Source organism: Enterobacter sp. BRE11, assembly GCF_031844285.1.
GTDB lineage: Bacteria > Pseudomonadota > Gammaproteobacteria > Enterobacterales > Enterobacteriaceae > Pantoea.
Genome location: NZ_JAUZUX010000011.1, coordinates 65,176 through 84,219 on the forward strand (window position 1 = coordinate 65,176; position 19,044 = coordinate 84,219).

Genomic DNA, 19,044 nt, shown 5'->3' on the forward strand with positions numbered 1-19,044 from the left:
TTAAATCATTATCCTGAAAACAGGCGAGCTGATACTGTATGCCATAGTTAACATGAAAGCTTGAAGCGTTCCCGATAATGTTAAACGGGAGTAACCTATGAACGTTCAGGAATATATTGCGAAAAGATTGATTGAAGCACGAGCGGATGCGGGATTAAGCGCCGTCGCCGTCGCCGATGCGATTGGCGTAGTAAGGCAAACCTACAGTAAATTCGAGCAGGCGCAGGGTGTGCCGAGCGTAACTCAACTCATTGCGCTCTGTAAGCTTTATAACAAACCAATCGGCTATTTTTATGATGGCGATGAAGGCTCGTTTCGCTTCGCTATGCGGGCGGATAATCCCGCCATGCTGGATACCACGTTGCGCAACGCGCTTATCGGCAAGCTAAAAAATATTTACGCCATTGAAGAGGCCGCCGATGCCAGACAGCCGGAAGATCTGCCCAACTCCATTCCGATTTTTACCGCAAGAGAAGAGGACCTGTTAAGGGTTGAGGATAAAGCCGCAGAAGAGCGCCGTCGCCTCGGCATTGGCGATGCCACCTGCGTTGGCGATATCGTTGCGCTGCTGGAGTCGTTCGATATCCGGGTCATTCCCTTTAGCCATCAGGCTGAAGAAGGGCTGGTTTCCGGTTTTTCGGCATTTAGCGACAAATACGGCACCGCGATCTACGTCAACAATCATCCTTCCGTCTCAGTAGAGAGACAGATTTTCAGCATCTGTCACGAGTACGCGCATATTATTTTCCATCGCGATGACTATACCGGTCCGACTAAAGCCTATAAAACGCGCGGCAAATCAGCGTCGCCTGAGGAGAAGGTCGCGAATCATTTCGCTGCCTGTTTTTTGATTCCTGAGCACGCGCTGCGCAAGCATTTCTTCATGCAGGGCGGCGGATGGGCGTATGAAGAGACGGTCCTTCGGCTGAAAAGCATCTATCGCGTCTCCTTTGCCTGCATGGTCGACCGCCTGAGCAAATGCAGGCTGATATCGCCAAAAAATGCGGCCTGGCTGTGGGGCATTACGCGACATAAAGGCTGGAACAGGAAAGAACCCAATTCGATCGGCGAGCAGCTCAGCTATAAAGGGCGCCTGCTGGTGTTGTCACGCAAGGCGTGGGAGGCCGGAACGGCATCGGAATCTTTCCTGTCGGATCTGCTGGAGCTCAACAGAAAGGAATTAAGCGTGCTGCTGGAAAAATGGTACGCCGATCAGGAGGCTGGCGAGGATGCCTTTTCAATGCCCCAGATGCGTAATTGATACCAATGTCCTTTCCGACTTTTATGAGTGCGGCTGCTTACCGCTGATCTGGCAGCTGTTTCCCGGTGGGGTATGGATCGATCCTTATGTCTGCGAAGAGCTAAAGGTGAAGTATCAGCTTGACGTTCAGCATGCGTTGGCGCACCTGCAGCAGGCGACCTGCCTGTCGGCCGATAACGCGGTTTATAAAACCTGTCAGGAAAGAGGGATAAAAGTTTCCAGACATGGCGGCATTCTGGAAGAAGCCGTTAAACGCAATATGATCAGCAAGACGCAGGCGCTGCGCTTTTTTCAGGCCTTCCTCGATCGCGGCTTAACCATGAAACCTTCTGTTCGCGAAGCGCTGCTGAAAAAATTCTCCTGAAGCGGCAAAAAAAATGCCGGTCACCTCAGGTGACCGGCATCAGCGTTGCATCTTAGCTTAACGAGCGCTTATTCCTCGTCCGGCAGCGCGTAGGCGATCACATAGTCGCCCAGTTTGGTGCCGAAAGAGCCGTGACCGCCCGCCGCGATGACAATGTACTGCTTGCCATTCGCTTCATAGGTCATCGGCGTCGCCTGGCCGCCAGCTGGCAGACGCGCCTGCCACAGCTGCTCGCCGGTTTCGGTGCTGAACGCGCGCAGGTAGTTGTCTGCGGTCGCGCCAATAAAGAACACCTTGCCCGCCGTCGCGATTGGGCCGCCCAGCATCGGCATACCCATCTTGAACGGCAGCGGAACCGGCGCGCTGTCGCGCGTGGTGCCGATACGTTTCTTCCAGACGACTTCATTGGTTTTCAGGTCGACGGCGGAAACGTAGCCCCAGGCCGGCTGCTTACACGGCAGGCCAAACGGTGACAGGAACGGATTCAGCTCAACGCCGTACGGCACGCCATACTGCGGCTGGATACCGGTTTCGGTGCCTGAACCGCCGCTCGCGCCTTCAGGCGGCTCGATCGGATTGCCCGGGCCGCGCGGTACCAGTTTAGAGACAAACGGCAGGGCCATCGGGTTGGCGATAGCGATCTGACGATGCGGATCGACCGCGATGCCGCCCCATTCGAACATGCCCAGGTTGCCCGGGAACACCAGCGTGCCCTGTTCGGACGGCGGGGTGAACGGACCTTCGTAGCGCAGACGCTTGAAGATGACGCGGCATACCAGCTGGTCATACAGCGTCGCGCCCCACATATCCTTGTCCGTCAGATTCTGCTTCGGACGGTAGGTCAGCTCGGAGTAAGGCTGCGTCGGGGAAACGTGATCGCCCTTCGCGGCGCCCTGTGGAACCGGGGTTTCCGGCGCAGGCACGACCGGCTTGCCGGTACGACGATCCAGCACAAAGATGTTGCCGGTTTTCGCCGGGGCGTAGATCACCGGAACGGTATTACCGTCTTTATCGGTGATGTCGGCAAGCGTCGGCTGCGACGGCAGATCCATATCCCACAGGTCGTGATGCACGGTCTGATACGACCACGCCAGCTTACCGGTGGTGGCGTTCAGCGCCAGCACGCTGCTCGCGTAGCGCTCCTGCTCCGGCGTGCGGTTGCCGCCCCAGATATCCGGGGTAGAAACGCCCATCGGCAGGTAAACGATATCCAGTTTCGGATCGTAAACCGCCGGCGCCCAGGAGTTAGGCGAGTTCATGGTGAAGGTGTGTTCATCAGCCGGAATCGCGTTAGGATCTTTCGCGCCCGGATCGAAGACCCACAGCAGTTTGCCGGTGTTGACGTCGAAGCCGCGGATCACGCCAGATGGCTCGCGCGTCGAGTAGTTGTCGGTTACCGCACCCGCCATAACGATGGTGGTATCGGTAATAACCGGCGGCGATGTCGGCTCATACTGGCCCGGCGTGGTGACCGGCTGCTTGTGCTGCAGATCCAGCTCGCCGTTGTTGCCGAAGGCAGGGCAGCGCGCGCTGGTTTCCGCATCCAGCGCGAACAGACGACCATCGTTTACCGGCAGGTAGATACGGCGCGAGCAGAGCGCAGGCTGGCTGTTAGCAGCGTCGGCCGCTGCAGGCACTTCGTGGTAAGAAACGCCACGGCAGGTGACATGCTGGAAAGTCGGATTCGGCTTCATTCCCGGATCGAATTTCCACTTCTGCTTGCCGGTAGCCGCATCGAGCGCGAACAGAATCTGGTGCGGCGAACAGAGATAGACCGTGTCGCGGATCTTAATCGGCGTCACTTCGTCGGTAATTTCGCCCGGATCGTTCGCGGTCTTCAGATCGCCGGTCTGGAACTGCCAGGCCACCTGCAGGTTTTTCACGTTCTCTTCGTTGATCTGCTTCAGCGGGGAGAAACGCGTGCCCTGCTGATCGCGCGCATAGGCGGGCCAGTCAGCGTCGTCGATATTGCTCAGCGGCTGCGCTGGCGCGGCGTTCTGTGCGGTTTCCGGCAGCTTGCCGTTTACCGTCTGCGGATCGTTAAAGACCGCATAGGCCAGTACCAGGGCGCTGGCGATCAGCGCGACGGCCATGCTGCCCAGTGCGGCTTTGCTGCCGGCGTTTACGCTACGGTAAACAAAAGGCAGGATCAGCCAGACGCCGAAAATCACCAGCACGTCGGTGCGCGGCGCCAGGGCCCAGAAGTCAGTGCCGACTTCCCACACGCCCCAGATCAGGGTGCCGATCAGCAGCAGCGCATAGAGTACCAGCGCGGTGCTTTTGCGACGTGACAGCAGCCAGGCGGTGATAAGCATCACCACACCGCCAATAACGTAATACCAGGAACCTCCGATAGCGGCTAACCAACCACCGCCAATCAGCATAAACGCGCCCGTCAGGAATGCGAACAGCACCGTCAGGAAACGAATTACGCCAAAAGATGAGGAACTTTTCCCCATAATGTCGACCTCGTTTTTTGCCATAAAAACACAGAAAACAACGCATTAGGCTGTTTTCACGTTATATAAAGTACGTAAGAAAGCAGGTGTTCAATGCTGCTCTTCCTGTGAGCATCGCAATCCATGTGAGTTAAATTTTATAGTAAAAACGTTAAGAGGTTTGATTTTTTTAGCGCTTTGCGCTTGAGCGCGCAATTAGTACGACATTTTATGGGGTTTACGCTGCGTTATGGCGCTCAGGCTGCGTTCATAACGCCAGCGTTTGGTTTTTCCTCGGTATTTCAGCGGATAAGGCTACCTGCACGACGCTGCTGCTGCCAGCCCGTTATATTGAGCGCCTTCATCACCTCGGCGGGTGGGGCCGGCTGGGCGCTGCGAACAATAACCTTAATTTCCCTTTCAGCAAATGAGGATAATAAGAAGGGGAAGGTAAATTTTTGATAATTAGCGTTAAAGAAATCTTCGCTTAGCACGATGCCGGAAAAGGGGAAAGATTCAATCAGCCGCCAGTCAGCGCCAGGTGGAGCGAAATCGAGCATCCAGAACTGAAAAATATTGGTTATTTCAGGTAAGGCGAGGCGGCACTCTTTTAGTGCGTCGTAGTTAATGGCCAGGCGAATGCGTGAATGCTGCCAGCAAAGATATTGATCCGGCTCGGCAATGATTTGTTTAAGCTGCTTCATAGCGACGGGAATAATCATTAATGCTGCTTCATCTGCACAATGATTTTTCCATGCAACTATATCGTCATTATTGTTGGTTCCCTCTGCATCATCCAGTAAGTAAGGTTTCGAATAGCAAAAACCCAGCAATGTGCCTGCAGGGCTGAAAATATTTTCAGTAACATATGGATTATACAAGCTATTTTCCATGCATCTCTGGTTAAAAGAACAAGTCGGACAAAATTATAACTGTTTCTTAAGGTAACCCTCAGGTTACTGCTGGACTCAATATAAAACGGAATTAATAAAGACGTCACCCTTTTTATTCGCCTTGCTGCGCGGCTATTAAGGTGCATCATAAAGTATACTTTAATAATTAAATGGTCCTAATTTTACCTTTCTGGAAATAAATAGTCTGATAATAGTCAATAATAATTGTGCCGTTGCCTGCTGCATTTTAGCGACGCGCTGAAGCACATCTCAACATTGCCAGCCGATGAGAAATCAAGCACGCTGTGCTGCGCGTTCGCCTGCGCAGATTAAAAAAGAGAGGTTCGCGCAATGACGCGAACCGGCTGAGTCATTAACGGGATAAATTATGGATTCTATGGAACAGACAGCGGATGAGTCGCTGTTAAAGCATCGGGCGTTTGTCGCGTTCTGGCTGGCGCGCACCTGCTCTTCATTTGGTTTTCAGATGTTCTCCGTCGCGATTAGCTGGCAGATCTACGCCCTGACCAACAGCGCGATGGCGCTGGGTATTATCGGCCTGATGCAGTTTTTGCCGTCGGTGCTGCTGGCGCTGCCCGCCGGCCATCTGGCCGATCAGCTCGACCGTCGTCGCATCGTGTTGCTGGGCCAGCTAATCGAGTGCGCCGCGCTGGTGGCGCTGCTGTTTTTAACCCTGTTTAACTGGGCCGGCAAAGTAGAAATCTGGGGGCTGGTGTTTCTTATTTCCGTGGCGAAAGCGCTGGAGTGGCCCGCCATCACCTCAATGCTGCCTTCCCTGGTGCCACCCGCCATTCTCGCGCGCGCCATGGCTTCGACTTCGGTCGGCAGTCAGGCGGCGGTGATTGTCGGCCCTACGCTGGGCGGTCTGCTTTATGTCGCCGGTCCGGACGTGGTCTATGGCGTCTCCGCCGCCTTTTATCTACTGTCGCTTTTCCTGGTAGCTCGCTTGCGCTATGAGCGCCCGCCGCAGCCGCGTCTGCCGATGAATCTGCCAAATCTTTTCGCCGGCGTGCGTTTTATCCGCGATCGCAAAGATGTGCTCGGCGTTATCTCGCTCGATCTTTTCGCCGTGCTGCTCGGCGGCGCGACGGCGTTGCTGCCGATTTTCGCTCAGGATATTCTGCATACCGGTCCCTGGGGGCTCGGCCTGTTGCGCGGCGCGCCGTCGGTAGGCGCGCTGCTGGTGGGGCTGTGGCTGAGCCATAACAAACTGGAAAAGCATGTCGGCATGATCATGTTCGGCTCGGTGGCGGGATTCGGCATCGCGACGCTGGTATTTGCGCTCTCGACTCAGCTCTGGCTCTCCCTGCTGGCGCTGGCCGCGCTCGGCGGATTCGATATGGTAAGCATGGTGATCCGCGGCGCGCTGGTGCAGCTTGATACGCCGGACGATATGCGCGGCCGCGTCAACGCGGTCAATGCCATTTTTATCAATACCTCAAACCAGCTCGGCGAGTTCGAATCGGGCATGCTGGCAGCCTGGTTCGGCGCGGTGCCCGCCGCGGCGATTGGAGGTATCGGCACGCTGGTGGTGGTGGGAGTGTGGATGGCGCTGTTTCCGCATTTACGTAAGCGGCAGAAACTGGAAAACGAAAGCGGCCCGTCATAAAAAAACCGGCCTGCAGGCCGGTTACAGTGAGCTGCCAGTCATACCGCTAATCATAGCCTGAAGCGCGACGGGGGACGGCGCGCTCAGGAGAGGCCGTCAGGCCCCCGCTTTTCCCAGGTTGGCGTCAAAGTTTTGCCAGCTTTCGCGCATATCCACAACGCTACGGGTTTTGCGCGCCTCATCGATTTTTATCGCGGTGAGGCCCGCTTCCAGCGCGTCCACCACTGAAACTTTCAGCGGCGTTCCCTGTTTAATATGTTTCACTATCTCTTCCGCCATCAGCGCATCCGCGCCGTAATGGCCATCGTAGGCGTTGCCGCTGTAGGCGGTCTCAACCTCTTTCTCGCCGCTTCGCGCGTTGTGTACGCGGAAGTAGTTGCGGACGAAATCGCCTTCCGCCATACCGGCGGTGCCCATTACGCAGAAGCGACGAAATTCATCAGGCACGTTGAGATTGGCATGAAAGGCGAGGGTGGCGCCGCCCGCATATTCAATTAGCGCGGTCTGGTAATCGACGATATCGGCATCGCTGTCAAACACCGCATCGGTGCTTGACCAGCCGCTGGGTTTGATGTGGTAGACCTCGGAATCGGCGGTTACAGCGCCCTGCGGCGCGTGTTCGGGGGTAAAAGATTTACGTCCGCCAAAGCTGGCTACCCGCGCCGGACGCTGCTGCAGAAGCCCCTGGTAAAGATCGATGTCGTGGCAGCATTTTTCCAGAATGTAGGGGCCGGCATATTTTTCCAGCCGCCGCCAGTCGCGCTGAAAGAAGGCCCCGTGATAAGGCTTGATATGCTCAGTCGCTTCAATGGACGTTATCTCGCCTAACTGACCGGCGTCGCGCGCAGCCAGCAGATCGTGATAAAGCGGTGAATAGCGCAATACCAGACCAACCAGAATACGTGCCTCGCCATACTGGCGCACCAGCTTCGCCATTTCCATGGTTTGCTCTTCGTTGATGACGACCGGTTTTTCGGTAAAGACGGTGTAACCTGCTGCCAGCGCCTGGCCCACATGTTCGAGATGGAGGAAGTTAGGCGACCCTACCAGCACCAGATCCATTCCGCCGTGTTGCAGCAACGCTTCAATCGAATCGAATGCCCGGCCTGGTTCAATGCCGAAACGGTGCAGGTTGGGCAACCCGGCGGGTGTCGGGTCGTAATAGCCGACGACGGAGAAGGTGCTGTCAGCCTTGTCGAACTCTTTGATAATGTGGGACAGACGAAAGCCGAGACCGATGATGCCTACTTTCATGTTAAACCCCTGATCCTGAAATCGGATGGCGCAGAGCCCGCTCGCTGCCAGGCGCGGCTAATGATTGTGTGACAGCCAACTTATTACGGCGGAAAAACTAATGTCAATATGGTGCTGTGTTTTTTGTGAGCGTATTGCCATTATCAACATGTAAAATAAAGATAAAATCACAAGGCGTTTTTGCTATATTTATTTGTTATTGCGATTTAAGTTTTTTTACCCTATCGTTCGCTCATGATGGCTATCACTCTTAAGCAGCGGGGGCGTGAGGAAGCGCGTGCAGGCACACTATCTCCTTGGTATTGATGGCGGCGGCACGCAGTGCCGCGCGCGGTTAAGCGACCTTAACGGTAAGGTTTTGGCCGAAGCGACGGGCGGGCCAGCCAACGTCTGGTCTGAGTATGATGCCGCGCTGACTCGCGTTGGCGCACTGATCGATAAGGTATTTTTACAGGCTGGTCTCGCCCCGCAGACGCTGGCGCAAACCGCGCTGGTCGCCGGACTGGCCGGTGCCAACGTTTCTTCTGTACAGGCACGGCTGGCTGGCTGGCAACCCGCCTGCGCGGCTTTCCAGGTGTTCAGCGATGTTGAGATCGCCTGCGCAGGCGCGCACGGCGGAGAGCCGGGCGCGGTATTCATTACCGGCACCGGCAGTCAGGGCGCCGCCTGGGACGGCACGCGCTTTACGCTGCTGGGCGGCTGGGGGTTTGCCCTTTCCGATCAAGGCTCGGGGGCGGAGCTGGGGCGGCGCGCGCTGCGTCTGGCGCTGCTGGCCCATGAAGCCGTGGTAGAAAAAAGCGATTTTACGCATCAGCTGATGGCGCAATTTGATCATACTCCGGAAACCATGCTGCTGTGGACCCGCACGGCCGCGCCCGCTGACTGGGCGCGCGTTGTGCCGCAGGTTTTCGCCGCCGCCGACGCTGGCGATCGTCACGCGCAGGATCTGCTGGCGCAGACCGCCGCCGATACCGGCCTGATGGTGCGTCGCCTGATGGCGATAAGCAGCGGGCGCGTGGCGCTGATGGGAGGTTTGGCCGCGCCGATTCGCCGCTGGCTGGCCGCGGATATTCAGGCCTGTCTGGCGACGCCACAGGGCGATGCGTTAAGCGGGGCGCTAAAGCTTGCCGGCGCGCATCCCTCTTTCGCGGGCAGTTGCAATCGCGCCAGGGCTATCACTTGAGGAACTTATGACCGCTCCCAACGTAACCGCGCGCATTCTGCGGTTGATTGTTGAAAACGCGCCGATTAGCCAGTCCGATTTGAAAGTTCGCAGCGGGCTTAGCATGTCGACAGTTTCGCAAGCTACGAATCGCCTGCTGGCGCAAGAGATTGTCCAGGAGCTGGGGCTGCGTCGCGTCTCAATGGGACGGCCTAAAACGCTGCTGGGGCTGAATCCCGACCGCGCCAGCGTGATCGGCATCCAGCTTAACGCAGAGCGTAACCTGATCGTGATGACCGACCTCAGCGGCAACTTGCTGGGCGAGCAGCAAATGCCGTCGGGCACGCTGACGCCGCGCCAGCTGGGCGACGCGCTGGCGAAATTCCTGCGCGGCGTTGAAGAGAAGCGCGTCGGCGCGATCGGACTGGCACTGTCGGGGTTGGTCGATGCCGAAAATGGCTACTGTATCCGCTCAAAAGTGCTCGACTGGGACAACGTGCCGATTGCGCATCTGCTGGAAGAGCGTTTCTCGCTGCCGGTCTTTATCGAGAACGACGCCAACGCGATGGCGATGGCTGCGCTGGTGTTTGGCCAGCTCGGCGCGGCGCAGTCAGCGGTTATCGCCACTTACGGCAAGGGGATTGGCGCAGGCATTATCCTCAATCGCCAGCTCTATCGGGGACGCCACGGCAAAGCGGGCGAGATTGGCAACGGCCTGGTCGGCGACGGCTCGCTGCGGCTGCTGGAGGATGTTGCCTCCTCGCGCGCCATTCTGCAGCGGGTTGCCGCGCAGGAAAGCGTCGAGGGGGTCACCTTACAGGCGCTCGATCAGCGCCCCACGCCAGAGGTGCTGGCCGCGCTGGAAGAGGCGGGGCGCGAGCTAGGAATTTCGCTGGCGAATCTGTCGGTGGCGTATGACCCGGATGTGGTTTATCTGGCGATGGAGCCGCATATGGCGTCGCGTATTTTGCTCGATCACATTACCCAGAGCTTTCAGGCATATCGGCTAAAACTGACGCCGCACATGACGCCGCTGCAGTTTCTGACGGAGTCGAACCGGATGTGGGCGCTGGGCGCGGCCGGTTTCGCCGTTAATCGCCTGCTCGATCTGCTGGCGGCGCAGGCTGATGAAGAGCCGGTCGCCTGAGACTCACCGCTGATAAAAACGGGCGCCGTCGCGCCCGTTAATCTCACTACTTTCCCCTAGCGCAGGCGCTGCCCCTGCTCGTCGAACAACAGGCAGTGCGCGACAGAGAAGCCCAGTTCAACCTGCGTACCCAGATCGCGCGCGGTCGCTTCGCGCTCTTCAACTACCAGCATCTGCTCACGGCCGATGTCCAGGTAGAGGTAGTTGGTGTGGCCCAGCCTCTCGCCATAGGCCAGCTCGCCGTGAAAGCGCTGTGCGGCAGGCGTCTGTGCGGCAGACTGGAAATGTTCGGGACGAATGCCCAGCGTTACGGTCTGGCCTTCGCGGCAGTCGGCGGCGATTTTTAATATCAGCCCCTCAATTTTCAGTTCCGGCACCCGTAGCTGCACTTCACCTTCGCCGGTGGCACCGATCTCCGCCCGCAGGAAGTTCATTTTTGGCGAGCCGATAAAACCGGCCACAAACAGGTTATCCGGGTCGTGATAGAGCGTCAGCGGCGCGCCGACCTGCTCAATGCGGCCCTGACGCAGCACCACTATGCGGTCAGCCAGCGTCATCGCCTCCAGCTGGTCGTGGGTGACATAAATCATCGTGTTACCGAGCGAGGCGTGCAGCCGGGCGATCTCAATCCGCATCTGCAGGCGCAGTTCAGCATCAAGGTTAGAGAGGGGCTCATCGAACAGGAAAATGCGCGGATGACGAATAATCGCCCGGCCAATCGCCACGCGCTGCCGCTGGCCGCCGGAAAGCGCGCGCGGCAGGCGATCAAGCAGTTCGGTGAGGTGCAGGCGCGCAGCCGTCTGCGCAATCGCCTGAGTAATCTCCGCTTTTGACTTTTTCATCACCTCCAGCGGATAGGCCAGGTTGCCGCGCACCGTCATATTGGGGTAAAGCGCATAGGACTGAAACACCATGGCGATGCCGCGCTCGGTGGCGGGCTGGCGCGTCATATCCTGCTCATCAATCAGCAGCTGGCCGCTGCTGATCTCTTCCAGCCCGGCGATCATGCGCAGCAGCGTCGATTTGCCGCAGCCGGAAGGCCCGACAAACACCACAAACTCGCCGCTGTCGACCGTCAGATCGATGCCATGAATCACATTTACGTGCTCGTAAGACTTCTTCACATTCTGCAGGCGCAGGCTGGTCATCGGCTACCTCACTCAGAGTAACTGGCCCATATAGATGGCGTTGCTGCGCAGAATCGGGGTGAACCCCATGCGCGCATAGAAAGCGCAGACCTGCTCGTTCTGCAGGCTGACGCCAAGATGCACGCCGCCGACGCCTGCTGCCCGCAGCGCCGCCAGCTCATGCTCAATCATTTTGCGGCCCCAGCCGCCTTTCTGCGCCGCGGGCAGCAGGTTGATATGCAGATGCGCGGGCCACTGCGTCACCAGGGTGTCAGCGGCCTGGTCGGGATGGCGTATCGCGTCGAGCACCTTGCTGTCGAGCGGCGCGCGGGCGCTGCGGTCGCGATATTTTTCCTGTAGCTGCGGCCACCATTTCGCCTGCAGCTCCGCCTCGAAGGCGCGCGTATCTGGCGCGGCGACCACGTAACCCTGCACCTCGCCCGCCCGCTCCAGCACAAAGGCGAAGTCCGGCGCGAAGCGAGCATAGGGCACGGCAAATCGCTGGCCAGGGTAGTCGGGATCGGAATAGAGCGCACGGGCGTCGCCGCCGGCATCCGCTGTTTCCAGGCAGATGCGGTAGAGCGCCGGATAGTCCGCCGGGGTCGCCGGACGAATGACACCTTGATTCAGCATGGTCAATTCTCGTGAGTGAGCAGGTTAAGGATTGCGCAGTTGTACAGCTGAAAAGTTACGTTAGTAAAAGCGGACTTAGTTTTCAAGATAGAATAATTACTTTATCGCACTAACCCAGCCTGTCCAGCAACCTTTACCCACATTCCCGTGCGCTTCTGTGATCGCCGCCACGCCCTGACGACGGCCTTCCTGAGAATGTTTGCGTCCGCAGAAAAGCAGGAAGTGTGAGCGATATAGGATTTTCATATGTTTTATCATGGCGTTAATTTGCGATTATCACTCCGGTTTTTTGTTCTGCGCAGCGCATGCCTGACGCTATACCGTCACGGTAAAGGGCGCTAAGGGTCGCGCAGTCTGCTGCTTTTCCCGTCATAGCACTGTTTATTTGCGCGCGCTCACAGCGTTGCAATTCCGGCTGTGGGTTGTTTGACTTTATTTTTTTATTAAAGTAAGTATGAGTAAGCGCGTTGCTGTGCGGCGTCAGTCTGCGGGATAGCAGACGGTGAGATGAAGGGATGCCGATCCTGGTCTGAAGAAGGTGAGCATAATGTCTGTTTCCTCCGTTCGTTTATTCCGAATTCGCAATGTGGGTCGGCTGCTGGCGGCGGGCTTGCTGGCAGGCAGCGTTATCCACGCCGCCCACGCTGCCGTGACCCTCAATGAGTGGGATATCTACAACTATCCGCAGCAGACGGCGGCGGTTGACGAGGGGATAAAAGAATTTGCCCAGCAGAACCCCGGTATTGTGATTAACCGTTCGGTTCACTCCTTTGAAGATACGCGCATTCCGCTCAAGCTGGCGCTGACCGCTGGTGACGGCCCGCAGATCGCCCAGGTGAATCAGGGCGGCGGCGATATGGGCTCGCTGGTTAAGGATAAACTGCTGCTGCCGCTCGACAGCTACGCCGCCGACTACGGCTGGACCACCCGTTTCCCTGACTCGATTCTGAAACGCAACCGCTGGTCCGACAGCGGGGAGTTCGGCAGCGGCAAGCTTTACGGTATCGCCAGCCTGGGTGAGATGGTCGGGCTTTACTACAACAAAGCGCTGCTGGATAAAGCGGGTATCGCGCCGCCGAAAACCCTGGCAGAACTTGAGCGCGCGATGGCGAAGCTGAAGCAGCAGGGAACCGCGCCGATGATGCTGGGCCTGCTGGATGGCAACATGGGACAGCAGCTGCTCAGCACCCTGTGGCAGGCGCAGATAGAGAGCCACGACCGCAAGGCGCTGGACGATCTGATTTACGATGTGGGCGGCACCTTCAAAGAGAGCAAGCTGGTCAACGCCGCGACGATGATGAAGAGCTGGACCGACAAAGGCTATTTCTTTCCCGGCTTTCAGGGGATTGGCCATGACGACGCTGCCACCCTGTTCCAGAACGGGCAGGCGGCTTTCCTGGTCAGCGGCACCTGGTACCTGGGGCAGTTTAAAGACAATAAAGATATTCACTTCGCGGCGATGCCGGCAGGCGAGGGCGTGAAGCAGCCGCTGATGGTCGGCGGTACCGATCTCGCCTTCTCCGTAACCAGCACCGCGAAGAGCAAAGCGGAACAGGATGCGGCGGCGAAGTTCATCAACTATATGGTCTCCGATGCCATGGCGAACCGCTGGCTGAACGTCGGTTTCCTGCCCGCAAGCACCAATAAAGCCGCTAAGATGCCCGCCGACAATCCGCTGCTGGCGGAGGCCTATCAGGTCTGGCTGACGCTTAACGACTATGACGGCTTAGGCCACTATGTGGACTGGGCGACGCCTACCATGAACGCCGAGCTGAATCAAAACGTCCAGCTGCTGCTGGCGGGTCGTCAGACGGCCGAGCAGATGGCGGCTAATTTCGATAACAACTATCAACGCTATCTGAAAACCCTGAAGCATTAAGCCGGTGGCCCGGCGTGCCGCCGGGCCTGAGCGTTCTGAGCCACGAGTACGGTTATGTTGAATCTAAGCGGTTGGCGTAATTTTCTCTATGTTCTGCCTGCAGTGCTGATCTACGCGGTTTTCCTGCTGTTGCCGCTGCTCGCTTCGCTGGGCATCAGCTTTACCGAATGGGATGGCACCTCGCTGCCGGTGTTCAGTGGCGTCAGCAACTATCTGCGCATGTTCAGCGATCCGGTGTTCTGGATTGCGCTGGGCAATAACGCCATTCTGATGCTGTTTTATACGCTGCTGCCAATCGGCGTGGGCCTGCTGCTGTGCAGCTTCTTGTATGAGACCCGCAGCAACGGCGAACGCAGCGTGCTGCGTATCCTCTTCTTTCTGCCCTACATCATGCCGATGGCGGTGCTGGGCGTGGTATGGCGCTGGCTCTATAACCCGGCGTTCGGGCCGATCGATCAGGTGCTGCGCGCTGTCGGGCTGCCGCAGCTGGCGATGTCATGGCTTGGCGATTTTACCTGGGCGCTGCCCGCCGTGGGGCTGGTGGCGACCTGGTACTTCTTCGGCTTCTGTCTGGTGCTGTTTATGGCGGGCCTGCAGCGTATGGATCCGTCGCTGCTGGAAGCGGCCGATCTTGACGGCTCCTCGCGGCGGCAGAAGTTTATGCGCATCACGCTGCCGGGGCTGAGGCCTGAACTGCGCATCGCCCTGCTGCTGACGGTAATCGCCAGCCTGAAAGCCTTCGACCTGGTTTACGTCATGACCCAGGGCGGGCCTGGCACCTCCACCATGGTCACCAATATCTTTATGTATAAGCAGGGCTTTGACCTGCACTACTTCGGCTACGCCTCGTCGGTGGCGGTCTTCAGCATGCTGATTGTGCTGGGGATTAACTACGCGATCCATCTGGCCTTAAAGGAGCGTTACTGATGCGAAGTACGCCGGTGATTTCACGCGCGCTAATCTGGATCGTGGCGCTGATGACTATTCTGCCGTTTCTGATGGCGCTGATGACCTCATTCAAAACCCAGATGGAGCTGTTTCAGGGGGTGTTCACGCTGCCCGCCTCGCTGAATTTCAAAAATTATCTCACCGCCTGGCAGCAGGGCCATTTCAACGTCTATTTTCTCAACTCGGTGCTGGTGGTGATCCCGGTGGTGCTGTGTAGCGTGCTGCTGGGCATTCTGGCCGGATTCGGCTTCGCCTGGCTGAAGATCCCTGGCAAAAAGGCGATTGCGGCGATGCTGGCGCTGGGGATGGTGCTGCCGAGCGAGGCCTTTATCATTCCGCTCTATCACGAGCTGCGCTGGATGGGGCTGACCAACACCTATCTGGCGCTGATACTACCGCAGATCGCCCTGTCGCTGCCTTTTACCACCCTGATGATCGCCAGCGCTTTCCAGCAGGTGCCGAAAGAGCTGGTGGAGGCGGCGGTCATGGACGGCGCGTCGCGGATCAAAATTCTCTGGGGCATCCTGGTGCCCGCTATCTGGCCGACGCTGTCGACGCTGGGACTGCTGCTGTTTATCTGGACCTGGAACGAATTTCTGATCCCGCTGATTCTGGTAAACAAAGATGAGCTGCGCACCTTGCCGATCGGCATGATGTTCTTTCAAAACAAAAACACCATCGACATTCCGGTGCTGATGGCGGGCGCGATGATTGTGATCCTGCCGCTGGTGGTGGTGTTCCTGATTTTCCAGCGCAAGTTTATTAGCGGCGTCACTGAGGGGGCCGTCAAATAATCTGTGATATCCCGCACGAAACGGCGTAGTGGCGGCGAGAGAAAGGTTTGCCGCGCCGTAGCGTGCTGCAATTTCTGCCTCTCACTTTTGCTGGAGCCGCATCATGCACCTTTCCCTTGCTGATTTTCATCCTGCCGCCGACGGCGAAACCCTGGACACGGCGGTGTTACAGCGCGCTATCGACCAGATCGCCGCCGCGGGCGGCGGTCGCCTGACGCTGCCCGCCGGGCGCTACCGCAGCGGCTGTCTGAATTTGCCTTCCCATTTTGAGCTGCACCTTGAGGCAGGCGCGGTGCTGCTCGCCAGCCAGCGACGCGCTGACTATCAACCGTTTCAGGCGCTGAGCAGCGCCGAAAAGTCGCATAACGTGCTGCTCTACGCCCTTGGGCAGCGCAATCTCACTATCAGCGGCAAGGGCTGCATCGATGGCGACGGGGAAATCTGGTTCGCCGCCGAGCGCGACGCGCAGGGTTACCGGCTGCCGCACGCCGACAGGCCGCGCATCATCGTATTCGAAGCGTGCGAGCAGGTGACGCTGGAGGGGATCACCATCGTACAGGCGCCGATGTGGACGGTGCATCTGGTGAGCTGCCGCCATGTGCATATCGATCGCCTTACCGTCGATAACGCCATGACGATGCCCAACACCGACGCGCTCGATATCGACAGCTGCGAGGCGGTGTTCGTCAGCAACAGCTACCTCAGCGCGGCGGATGACGCCATCTGCATCAAAACCACCCTGAAACCTGACGCGTTGCGACGCCCCGCGCGTCAGATTACCGTCAGCAACTGCCTGCTGCGCTCTTACAGCTGCGCCTTTAAGATCGGTACTGAAACCTTCGACGACATCGAGGATGTCACCGTGACCAACTGCACCCTGTTTGACTCCAACCGCGGTATCGGCATTCTGTCGCGCGACGGCGGCGCGATGCGGCGGCTGCTCTTCAGCCATCTGACCTTTGTCTGCCGCTACGCGCCACCGTGCCACTGGGGCAAGGCCGATCCGCTGTTTGTGTCGGTGCGTCCGCGCGATCCGGCAGTGCGGCCAGGGCGAGTCGAGCAGCTGCAGTTCACGCAGGCGAGTGGCGTAGCGGAAGGGGCGATCAACCTGCACGCCGCCCGGCCGGGCGACATTCGCGACGTGCTGATCGCCGATGTGCAGCTGCGCCAGGTGGTCAGCCGCGATAGCGCGCAGGGGCAGTTTGATATTCGGCCGCCGTGCAACCCCGACGCGCCGACCGGCATGGGGCTGGATAACGCCTATAAGCTCGATCCTGCCACCGGTGAGGCGTTCGGCGTGGCGCGCTATCCTGGCGGCCTGCCCGCGCTTTTTGCGCGCGGCGTCGAGAATCTGCGCTGGCATCACCTGGCGGTTGAGCGGCCGGAACCGCTACCGCCAGGCTGGAATCCAGAACTTTTCGCGATCGACTAGGCGCTGAGCGCCGCGGCGATCGCCGCGCCGAGCGCGTTGGTGCTAGCTTCGCCGCCCAGATCGCGCGTCAGGCATTCGCCCTGCGCCAGGGAGCGTTCAATGGCGTCGAGCACCGCGTCGCCTGCCGCTTTATAGCCAAGATGCTCCAGCATCATCGCGCCGCACCAGATCTGGCCGATGGGGTTCGCTATACCTTTACCGGCGATGTCGGGCGCGGAGCCGTGCACCGGCTCGAACAGGCTGGGGAAGGTGCGTTCGGGATTGATGTTGGCCGAGGGCGCGATACCGATGGTGCCGGTGCAGGCCGGGCCGAGATCGGAAAGAATATCGCCAAACAGATTGCTGGCCACCACCACGTCAAACCAGTCGGGATGCAGCACGAAGTTGGCGGTGAGAATATCGATATGGTACTTGTCGACGCTGACCTGCGGGTAGTGCTCGCCCATCGCCTCGACGCGCTGGTCCCAGTACGGCATGGTGATGGCGATGCCGTTGGATTTGGTGGCGGAGGTGAGGTGCTTTTTCGGTCGGCTGTTGGCCAGCTCGTAGGCAAACTTCAAGATGCGGTCGACGCCGACGCGCGTCATTACGGTCTCCTGGATCACTACTTCGCGCTCGGTGCCGGGGAACATGGTGCCGCCGACGCTGGAGTATTCTCCCTCGGTATTTTCACGCACAACGTAAAAGTCGATGTCGCCCGGCTTGCGGTTCGCCAGCGGCGCCTTAACGCCGGGCATTAAACGCACCGGCCGCAGGTTGACGTACTGATCGAACTCGCGACGGAACTGCAGCAGGGATCCCCATAGCGAGACGTGATCCGGCACGATCGCCGGCCAGCCCACCGCGCCGAAATAGATCGCATCAAAGGTTTTCAGCTGCGCGAACCAGTCGTCGGGCAGCATCTTGCCGTGCTGTTGCCAGTAGTCGGCGCTGGCGAAGTCGAACCACTCCCAGCGCAGCGTAATGCCGAACTTCTCTGCCGCCGCGTTCATCACGCGAATGCCTTCCGGCATCACCTCTTTACCGATACCGTCGCCGGGGATGACGGCAATACGATGGATTTTTTCAGACACAGGGCACCTCACAGGGTTGATGTTCGAATTGTCTGCGCAGTATAACTTTGCATCAGTGGGAAATAATTAGCCTGAAACGCAAGCCAATGTTGAATCAAAGTAAAGAATCCCGCACATCCACCGACGATCTCGCCTTTTTTGTGCGCATCGCCACCCTTGGCAGCCTGACGGCGGCAGCGCGCGATCTCGGCCTGTCGCTGGCGGCGGTCAGTAAGCGTCTCAGCCAGCTTGAGCGTCGGCTCGGCGTGCAGCTGCTGAAGCGCACCACGCGGCGGCTGGAGCTGACGGCGGAAGGGCGGCGCTATCTGGACGGCGCGCGTCCGCTGCTCGATCAGCTGGCGGCGCTGGAAGAGGCGGTGAGCGGCCAGACCCAGGTGCTGCGCGGCACGCTGAGTATCAACGCGTCGTTCGGCTTTGGCCGCCGCCACGTCGCGCCCTGCGTCTCGGCGTTTGCGGCGCTGCATCCCGAGCTGGCGCTGTCGCTGCAGCTCAGCAGCCAGCCGCTCAATTTTCTTGACGCTAACGTCGATATTGACGTGCGCGTCGGGGAGCCGCCCGATTCGAGGCTGGTGGCGCGTCGGCTGCGCGCCAACCCGCGCATTCTCTGCTGTTCGCCCGCCTATGCCGAGCGCTGCGGCCTGCCGGTTGATATCCATGCGCTGGCGCAGCACAACTGCATTTTGCTGCGCCAGCATGAAGGCGACTTCACCCTGTGGCGCTTTGTGAAGGGCAGCGAGAGCGTCAGCCAGAAGGTGCGCGGCAGCCTGCTTACCAACGACGGCGAGGTGGCGATGCGCATGGCGCTGGATGGCCACGGTATCCTGCTGCGCTCATGGTGGGATGCGCGGCACGCCGTTGAGCGCGGCGATTTGCTGCACGTGCTGCCCGACTGGCAGGCACCCGACGGCGATATTTTCGCGGTATGGCAGGCGCAGCGGCAGCTTCCCGCGCGTATTACCGCCTTCGTGGATTTTTTGCAGGCGCGGTTAAAACAGGCGCAGTGAGGCGG

The 19,044-nt window shown here is 58.8% G+C and carries 16 protein-coding genes; 10 read left to right on the forward strand and 6 right to left on the reverse strand.

Annotated features, from left to right (window positions below; genetic code table 11):
* The first annotated feature begins 97 nt into the window (after positions 1 to 97).
* Together Q9R34_RS13280 and Q9R34_RS13285 are read left to right on the forward strand one after the other, a co-directional pair.
* Positions 98 to 1,261, forward strand: coding sequence for an ImmA/IrrE family metallo-endopeptidase (locus Q9R34_RS13280; RefSeq protein ID WP_485894283.1), 1,164 nt, complete (start codon positions 98 to 100; stop codon positions 1,259 to 1,261).
* Positions 1,230 to 1,625 carry a hypothetical protein gene (locus Q9R34_RS13285; protein ID WP_434124217.1) on the forward strand — a complete coding sequence of 132 codons (396 nt, stop codon included), beginning with the start codon at positions 1,230 to 1,232 and terminating at the stop codon, positions 1,623 to 1,625. The genes Q9R34_RS13280 and Q9R34_RS13285 overlap by 32 nt, the downstream gene beginning before the upstream one ends.
* 68 nt (positions 1,626 to 1,693) lie before the next feature.
* On the opposite strand, the gene Q9R34_RS13290 is transcribed toward Q9R34_RS13285, so the two are convergent.
* A complete protein-coding gene (locus Q9R34_RS13290) occupies positions 1,694 to 4,084 on the reverse strand; it encodes a glucose/quinate/shikimate family membrane-bound PQQ-dependent dehydrogenase (protein ID WP_485894286.1) in 2,391 nt (796 codons plus the stop codon).
* 281 nt (positions 4,085 to 4,365) lie between these two features.
* Positions 4,366 to 4,956, reverse strand: a complete 591-nt coding sequence (locus tag Q9R34_RS13295; RefSeq protein ID WP_485894288.1) for a hypothetical protein — start codon at positions 4,954 to 4,956, stop codon at positions 4,366 to 4,368.
* 388 nt (positions 4,957 to 5,344) lie between these two features.
* Between Q9R34_RS13295 and Q9R34_RS13300 the strand changes: the two genes are divergently transcribed.
* Positions 5,345 to 6,586 carry an MFS transporter gene (locus Q9R34_RS13300; RefSeq protein WP_485894290.1) on the forward strand — a complete coding sequence of 414 codons (1,242 nt, stop codon included), beginning with the start codon at positions 5,345 to 5,347 and terminating at the stop codon, positions 6,584 to 6,586.
* Between the two features lie 96 nt (positions 6,587 to 6,682).
* Here the strand turns inward: Q9R34_RS13300 and Q9R34_RS13305 are convergent, their stop codons facing one another.
* The gene (locus Q9R34_RS13305; RefSeq protein ID WP_485894292.1) at positions 6,683 to 7,840 is read right to left on the reverse strand and encodes a Gfo/Idh/MocA family protein; all 1,158 of its coding nucleotides are present in this window, start codon (positions 7,838 to 7,840) and stop codon (positions 6,683 to 6,685) included.
* Positions 7,841 to 8,117: 277 nt separating this feature from the next.
* Between Q9R34_RS13305 and Q9R34_RS13310 the strand changes: the two genes are divergently transcribed.
* Positions 8,118 to 9,023 (forward strand): glucosamine kinase nucleotide-binding domain-containing protein, encoded by a 906-nt coding sequence (locus Q9R34_RS13310; RefSeq protein ID WP_485894432.1) that lies wholly within the window; start codon positions 8,118 to 8,120, stop codon positions 9,021 to 9,023.
* A gap of 7 nt (positions 9,024 to 9,030) precedes the next feature.
* Complete coding sequence (locus tag Q9R34_RS13315; protein WP_485894293.1) at positions 9,031 to 10,149, forward strand: ROK family transcriptional regulator; 1,119 nt, start codon at positions 9,031 to 9,033, stop codon at positions 10,147 to 10,149.
* 56 nt (positions 10,150 to 10,205) lie between these two features.
* Here Q9R34_RS13315 and Q9R34_RS13320 read toward each other — a convergent pair whose 3' ends face one another.
* Entirely contained in the window at positions 10,206 to 11,297 is a 1,092-nt protein-coding gene (locus Q9R34_RS13320; protein WP_485894295.1) for an ABC transporter ATP-binding protein, read from the reverse strand.
* A 12-nt stretch (positions 11,298 to 11,309) separates the two neighbouring features.
* A complete protein-coding gene (locus Q9R34_RS13325; protein WP_434124224.1) occupies positions 11,310 to 11,909 on the reverse strand; it encodes a GNAT family N-acetyltransferase in 600 nt (199 codons plus the stop codon).
* 547 nt (positions 11,910 to 12,456) lie between these two features.
* Between Q9R34_RS13325 and Q9R34_RS13330 the strand changes: the two genes are divergently transcribed.
* The 4 genes from Q9R34_RS13330 (at position 12,457) to Q9R34_RS13345 (ending at position 16,962) form a co-directional block, all read left to right on the forward strand.
* Positions 12,457 to 13,788 (forward strand): extracellular solute-binding protein, encoded by a 1,332-nt coding sequence (locus Q9R34_RS13330; protein ID WP_485894298.1) that lies wholly within the window; start codon positions 12,457 to 12,459, stop codon positions 13,786 to 13,788.
* A gap of 54 nt (positions 13,789 to 13,842) precedes the next feature.
* Positions 13,843 to 14,715, forward strand: coding sequence for a carbohydrate ABC transporter permease (locus Q9R34_RS13335; RefSeq protein ID WP_434124226.1), 873 nt, complete (start codon positions 13,843 to 13,845; stop codon positions 14,713 to 14,715).
* The gene (locus tag Q9R34_RS13340; RefSeq protein WP_485894300.1) at positions 14,715 to 15,530 is read left to right on the forward strand and encodes a carbohydrate ABC transporter permease; all 816 of its coding nucleotides are present in this window, start codon (positions 14,715 to 14,717) and stop codon (positions 15,528 to 15,530) included. Before Q9R34_RS13335 ends, Q9R34_RS13340 begins: the two co-directional genes overlap by 1 nt.
* 103 nt (positions 15,531 to 15,633) lie before the next feature.
* Positions 15,634 to 16,962, forward strand: a complete 1,329-nt coding sequence (locus Q9R34_RS13345) for a glycoside hydrolase family 28 protein (RefSeq protein ID WP_434124228.1) — start codon at positions 15,634 to 15,636, stop codon at positions 16,960 to 16,962.
* Here the strand turns inward: Q9R34_RS13345 and Q9R34_RS13350 are convergent.
* Entirely contained in the window at positions 16,959 to 18,035 is a 1,077-nt protein-coding gene (locus Q9R34_RS13350) for a tartrate dehydrogenase (RefSeq protein WP_485894303.1), read from the reverse strand. The two genes, Q9R34_RS13345 and Q9R34_RS13350, sit on opposite strands and share 4 nt — an antisense overlap.
* An 86-nt stretch (positions 18,036 to 18,121) precedes the next feature.
* On the opposite strand from Q9R34_RS13350, the gene Q9R34_RS13355 reads away from it, so the two are divergent.
* Positions 18,122 to 19,039, forward strand: a complete 918-nt coding sequence (locus tag Q9R34_RS13355; RefSeq protein WP_485894305.1) for a LysR family transcriptional regulator — start codon at positions 18,122 to 18,124, stop codon at positions 19,037 to 19,039.
* Positions 19,040 to 19,044 lie beyond the last annotated feature (5 nt).

What these genes read in the sequence shown, in the direction of transcription:
- Q9R34_RS13335 (WP_434124226.1), top strand. Translation starts at nt 13,843, where the DNA reads ATGTTGAATCTAAGCGGTTGGCGTAATTTTCTCTATGTTCTGCCTGCA.
- Q9R34_RS13285 (WP_434124217.1), top strand. Translation starts at nt 1,230, where the DNA reads ATGCCTTTTCAATGCCCCAGATGCGTAATTGATACCAATGTCCTTTCC.
- Q9R34_RS13290 (WP_485894286.1), bottom strand. Translation starts at nt 4,084, where the DNA reads ATGGGGAAAAGTTCCTCATCTTTTGGCGTAATTCGTTTCCTGACGGTG.
- Q9R34_RS13305 (WP_485894292.1), bottom strand. Translation starts at nt 7,840, where the DNA reads ATGAAAGTAGGCATCATCGGTCTCGGCTTTCGTCTGTCCCACATTATC.
- Q9R34_RS13295 (WP_485894288.1), bottom strand. Translation starts at nt 4,956, where the DNA reads ATGGAAAATAGCTTGTATAATCCATATGTTACTGAAAATATTTTCAGC.
- Q9R34_RS13315 (WP_485894293.1), top strand. Translation starts at nt 9,031, where the DNA reads ATGACCGCTCCCAACGTAACCGCGCGCATTCTGCGGTTGATTGTTGAA.
- Q9R34_RS13355 (WP_485894305.1), top strand. Translation starts at nt 18,122, where the DNA reads ATGTTGAATCAAAGTAAAGAATCCCGCACATCCACCGACGATCTCGCC.
- Q9R34_RS13320 (WP_485894295.1), bottom strand. Translation starts at nt 11,297, where the DNA reads ATGACCAGCCTGCGCCTGCAGAATGTGAAGAAGTCTTACGAGCACGTA.
- Q9R34_RS13340 (WP_485894300.1), top strand. Translation starts at nt 14,715, where the DNA reads ATGCGAAGTACGCCGGTGATTTCACGCGCGCTAATCTGGATCGTGGCG.
- Q9R34_RS13345 (WP_434124228.1), top strand. Translation starts at nt 15,634, where the DNA reads ATGCACCTTTCCCTTGCTGATTTTCATCCTGCCGCCGACGGCGAAACC.
- Q9R34_RS13330 (WP_485894298.1), top strand. Translation starts at nt 12,457, where the DNA reads ATGTCTGTTTCCTCCGTTCGTTTATTCCGAATTCGCAATGTGGGTCGG.
- Q9R34_RS13300 (WP_485894290.1), top strand. Translation starts at nt 5,345, where the DNA reads ATGGATTCTATGGAACAGACAGCGGATGAGTCGCTGTTAAAGCATCGG.
- Q9R34_RS13280 (WP_485894283.1), top strand. Translation starts at nt 98, where the DNA reads ATGAACGTTCAGGAATATATTGCGAAAAGATTGATTGAAGCACGAGCG.
- Q9R34_RS13325 (WP_434124224.1), bottom strand. Translation starts at nt 11,909, where the DNA reads ATGCTGAATCAAGGTGTCATTCGTCCGGCGACCCCGGCGGACTATCCG.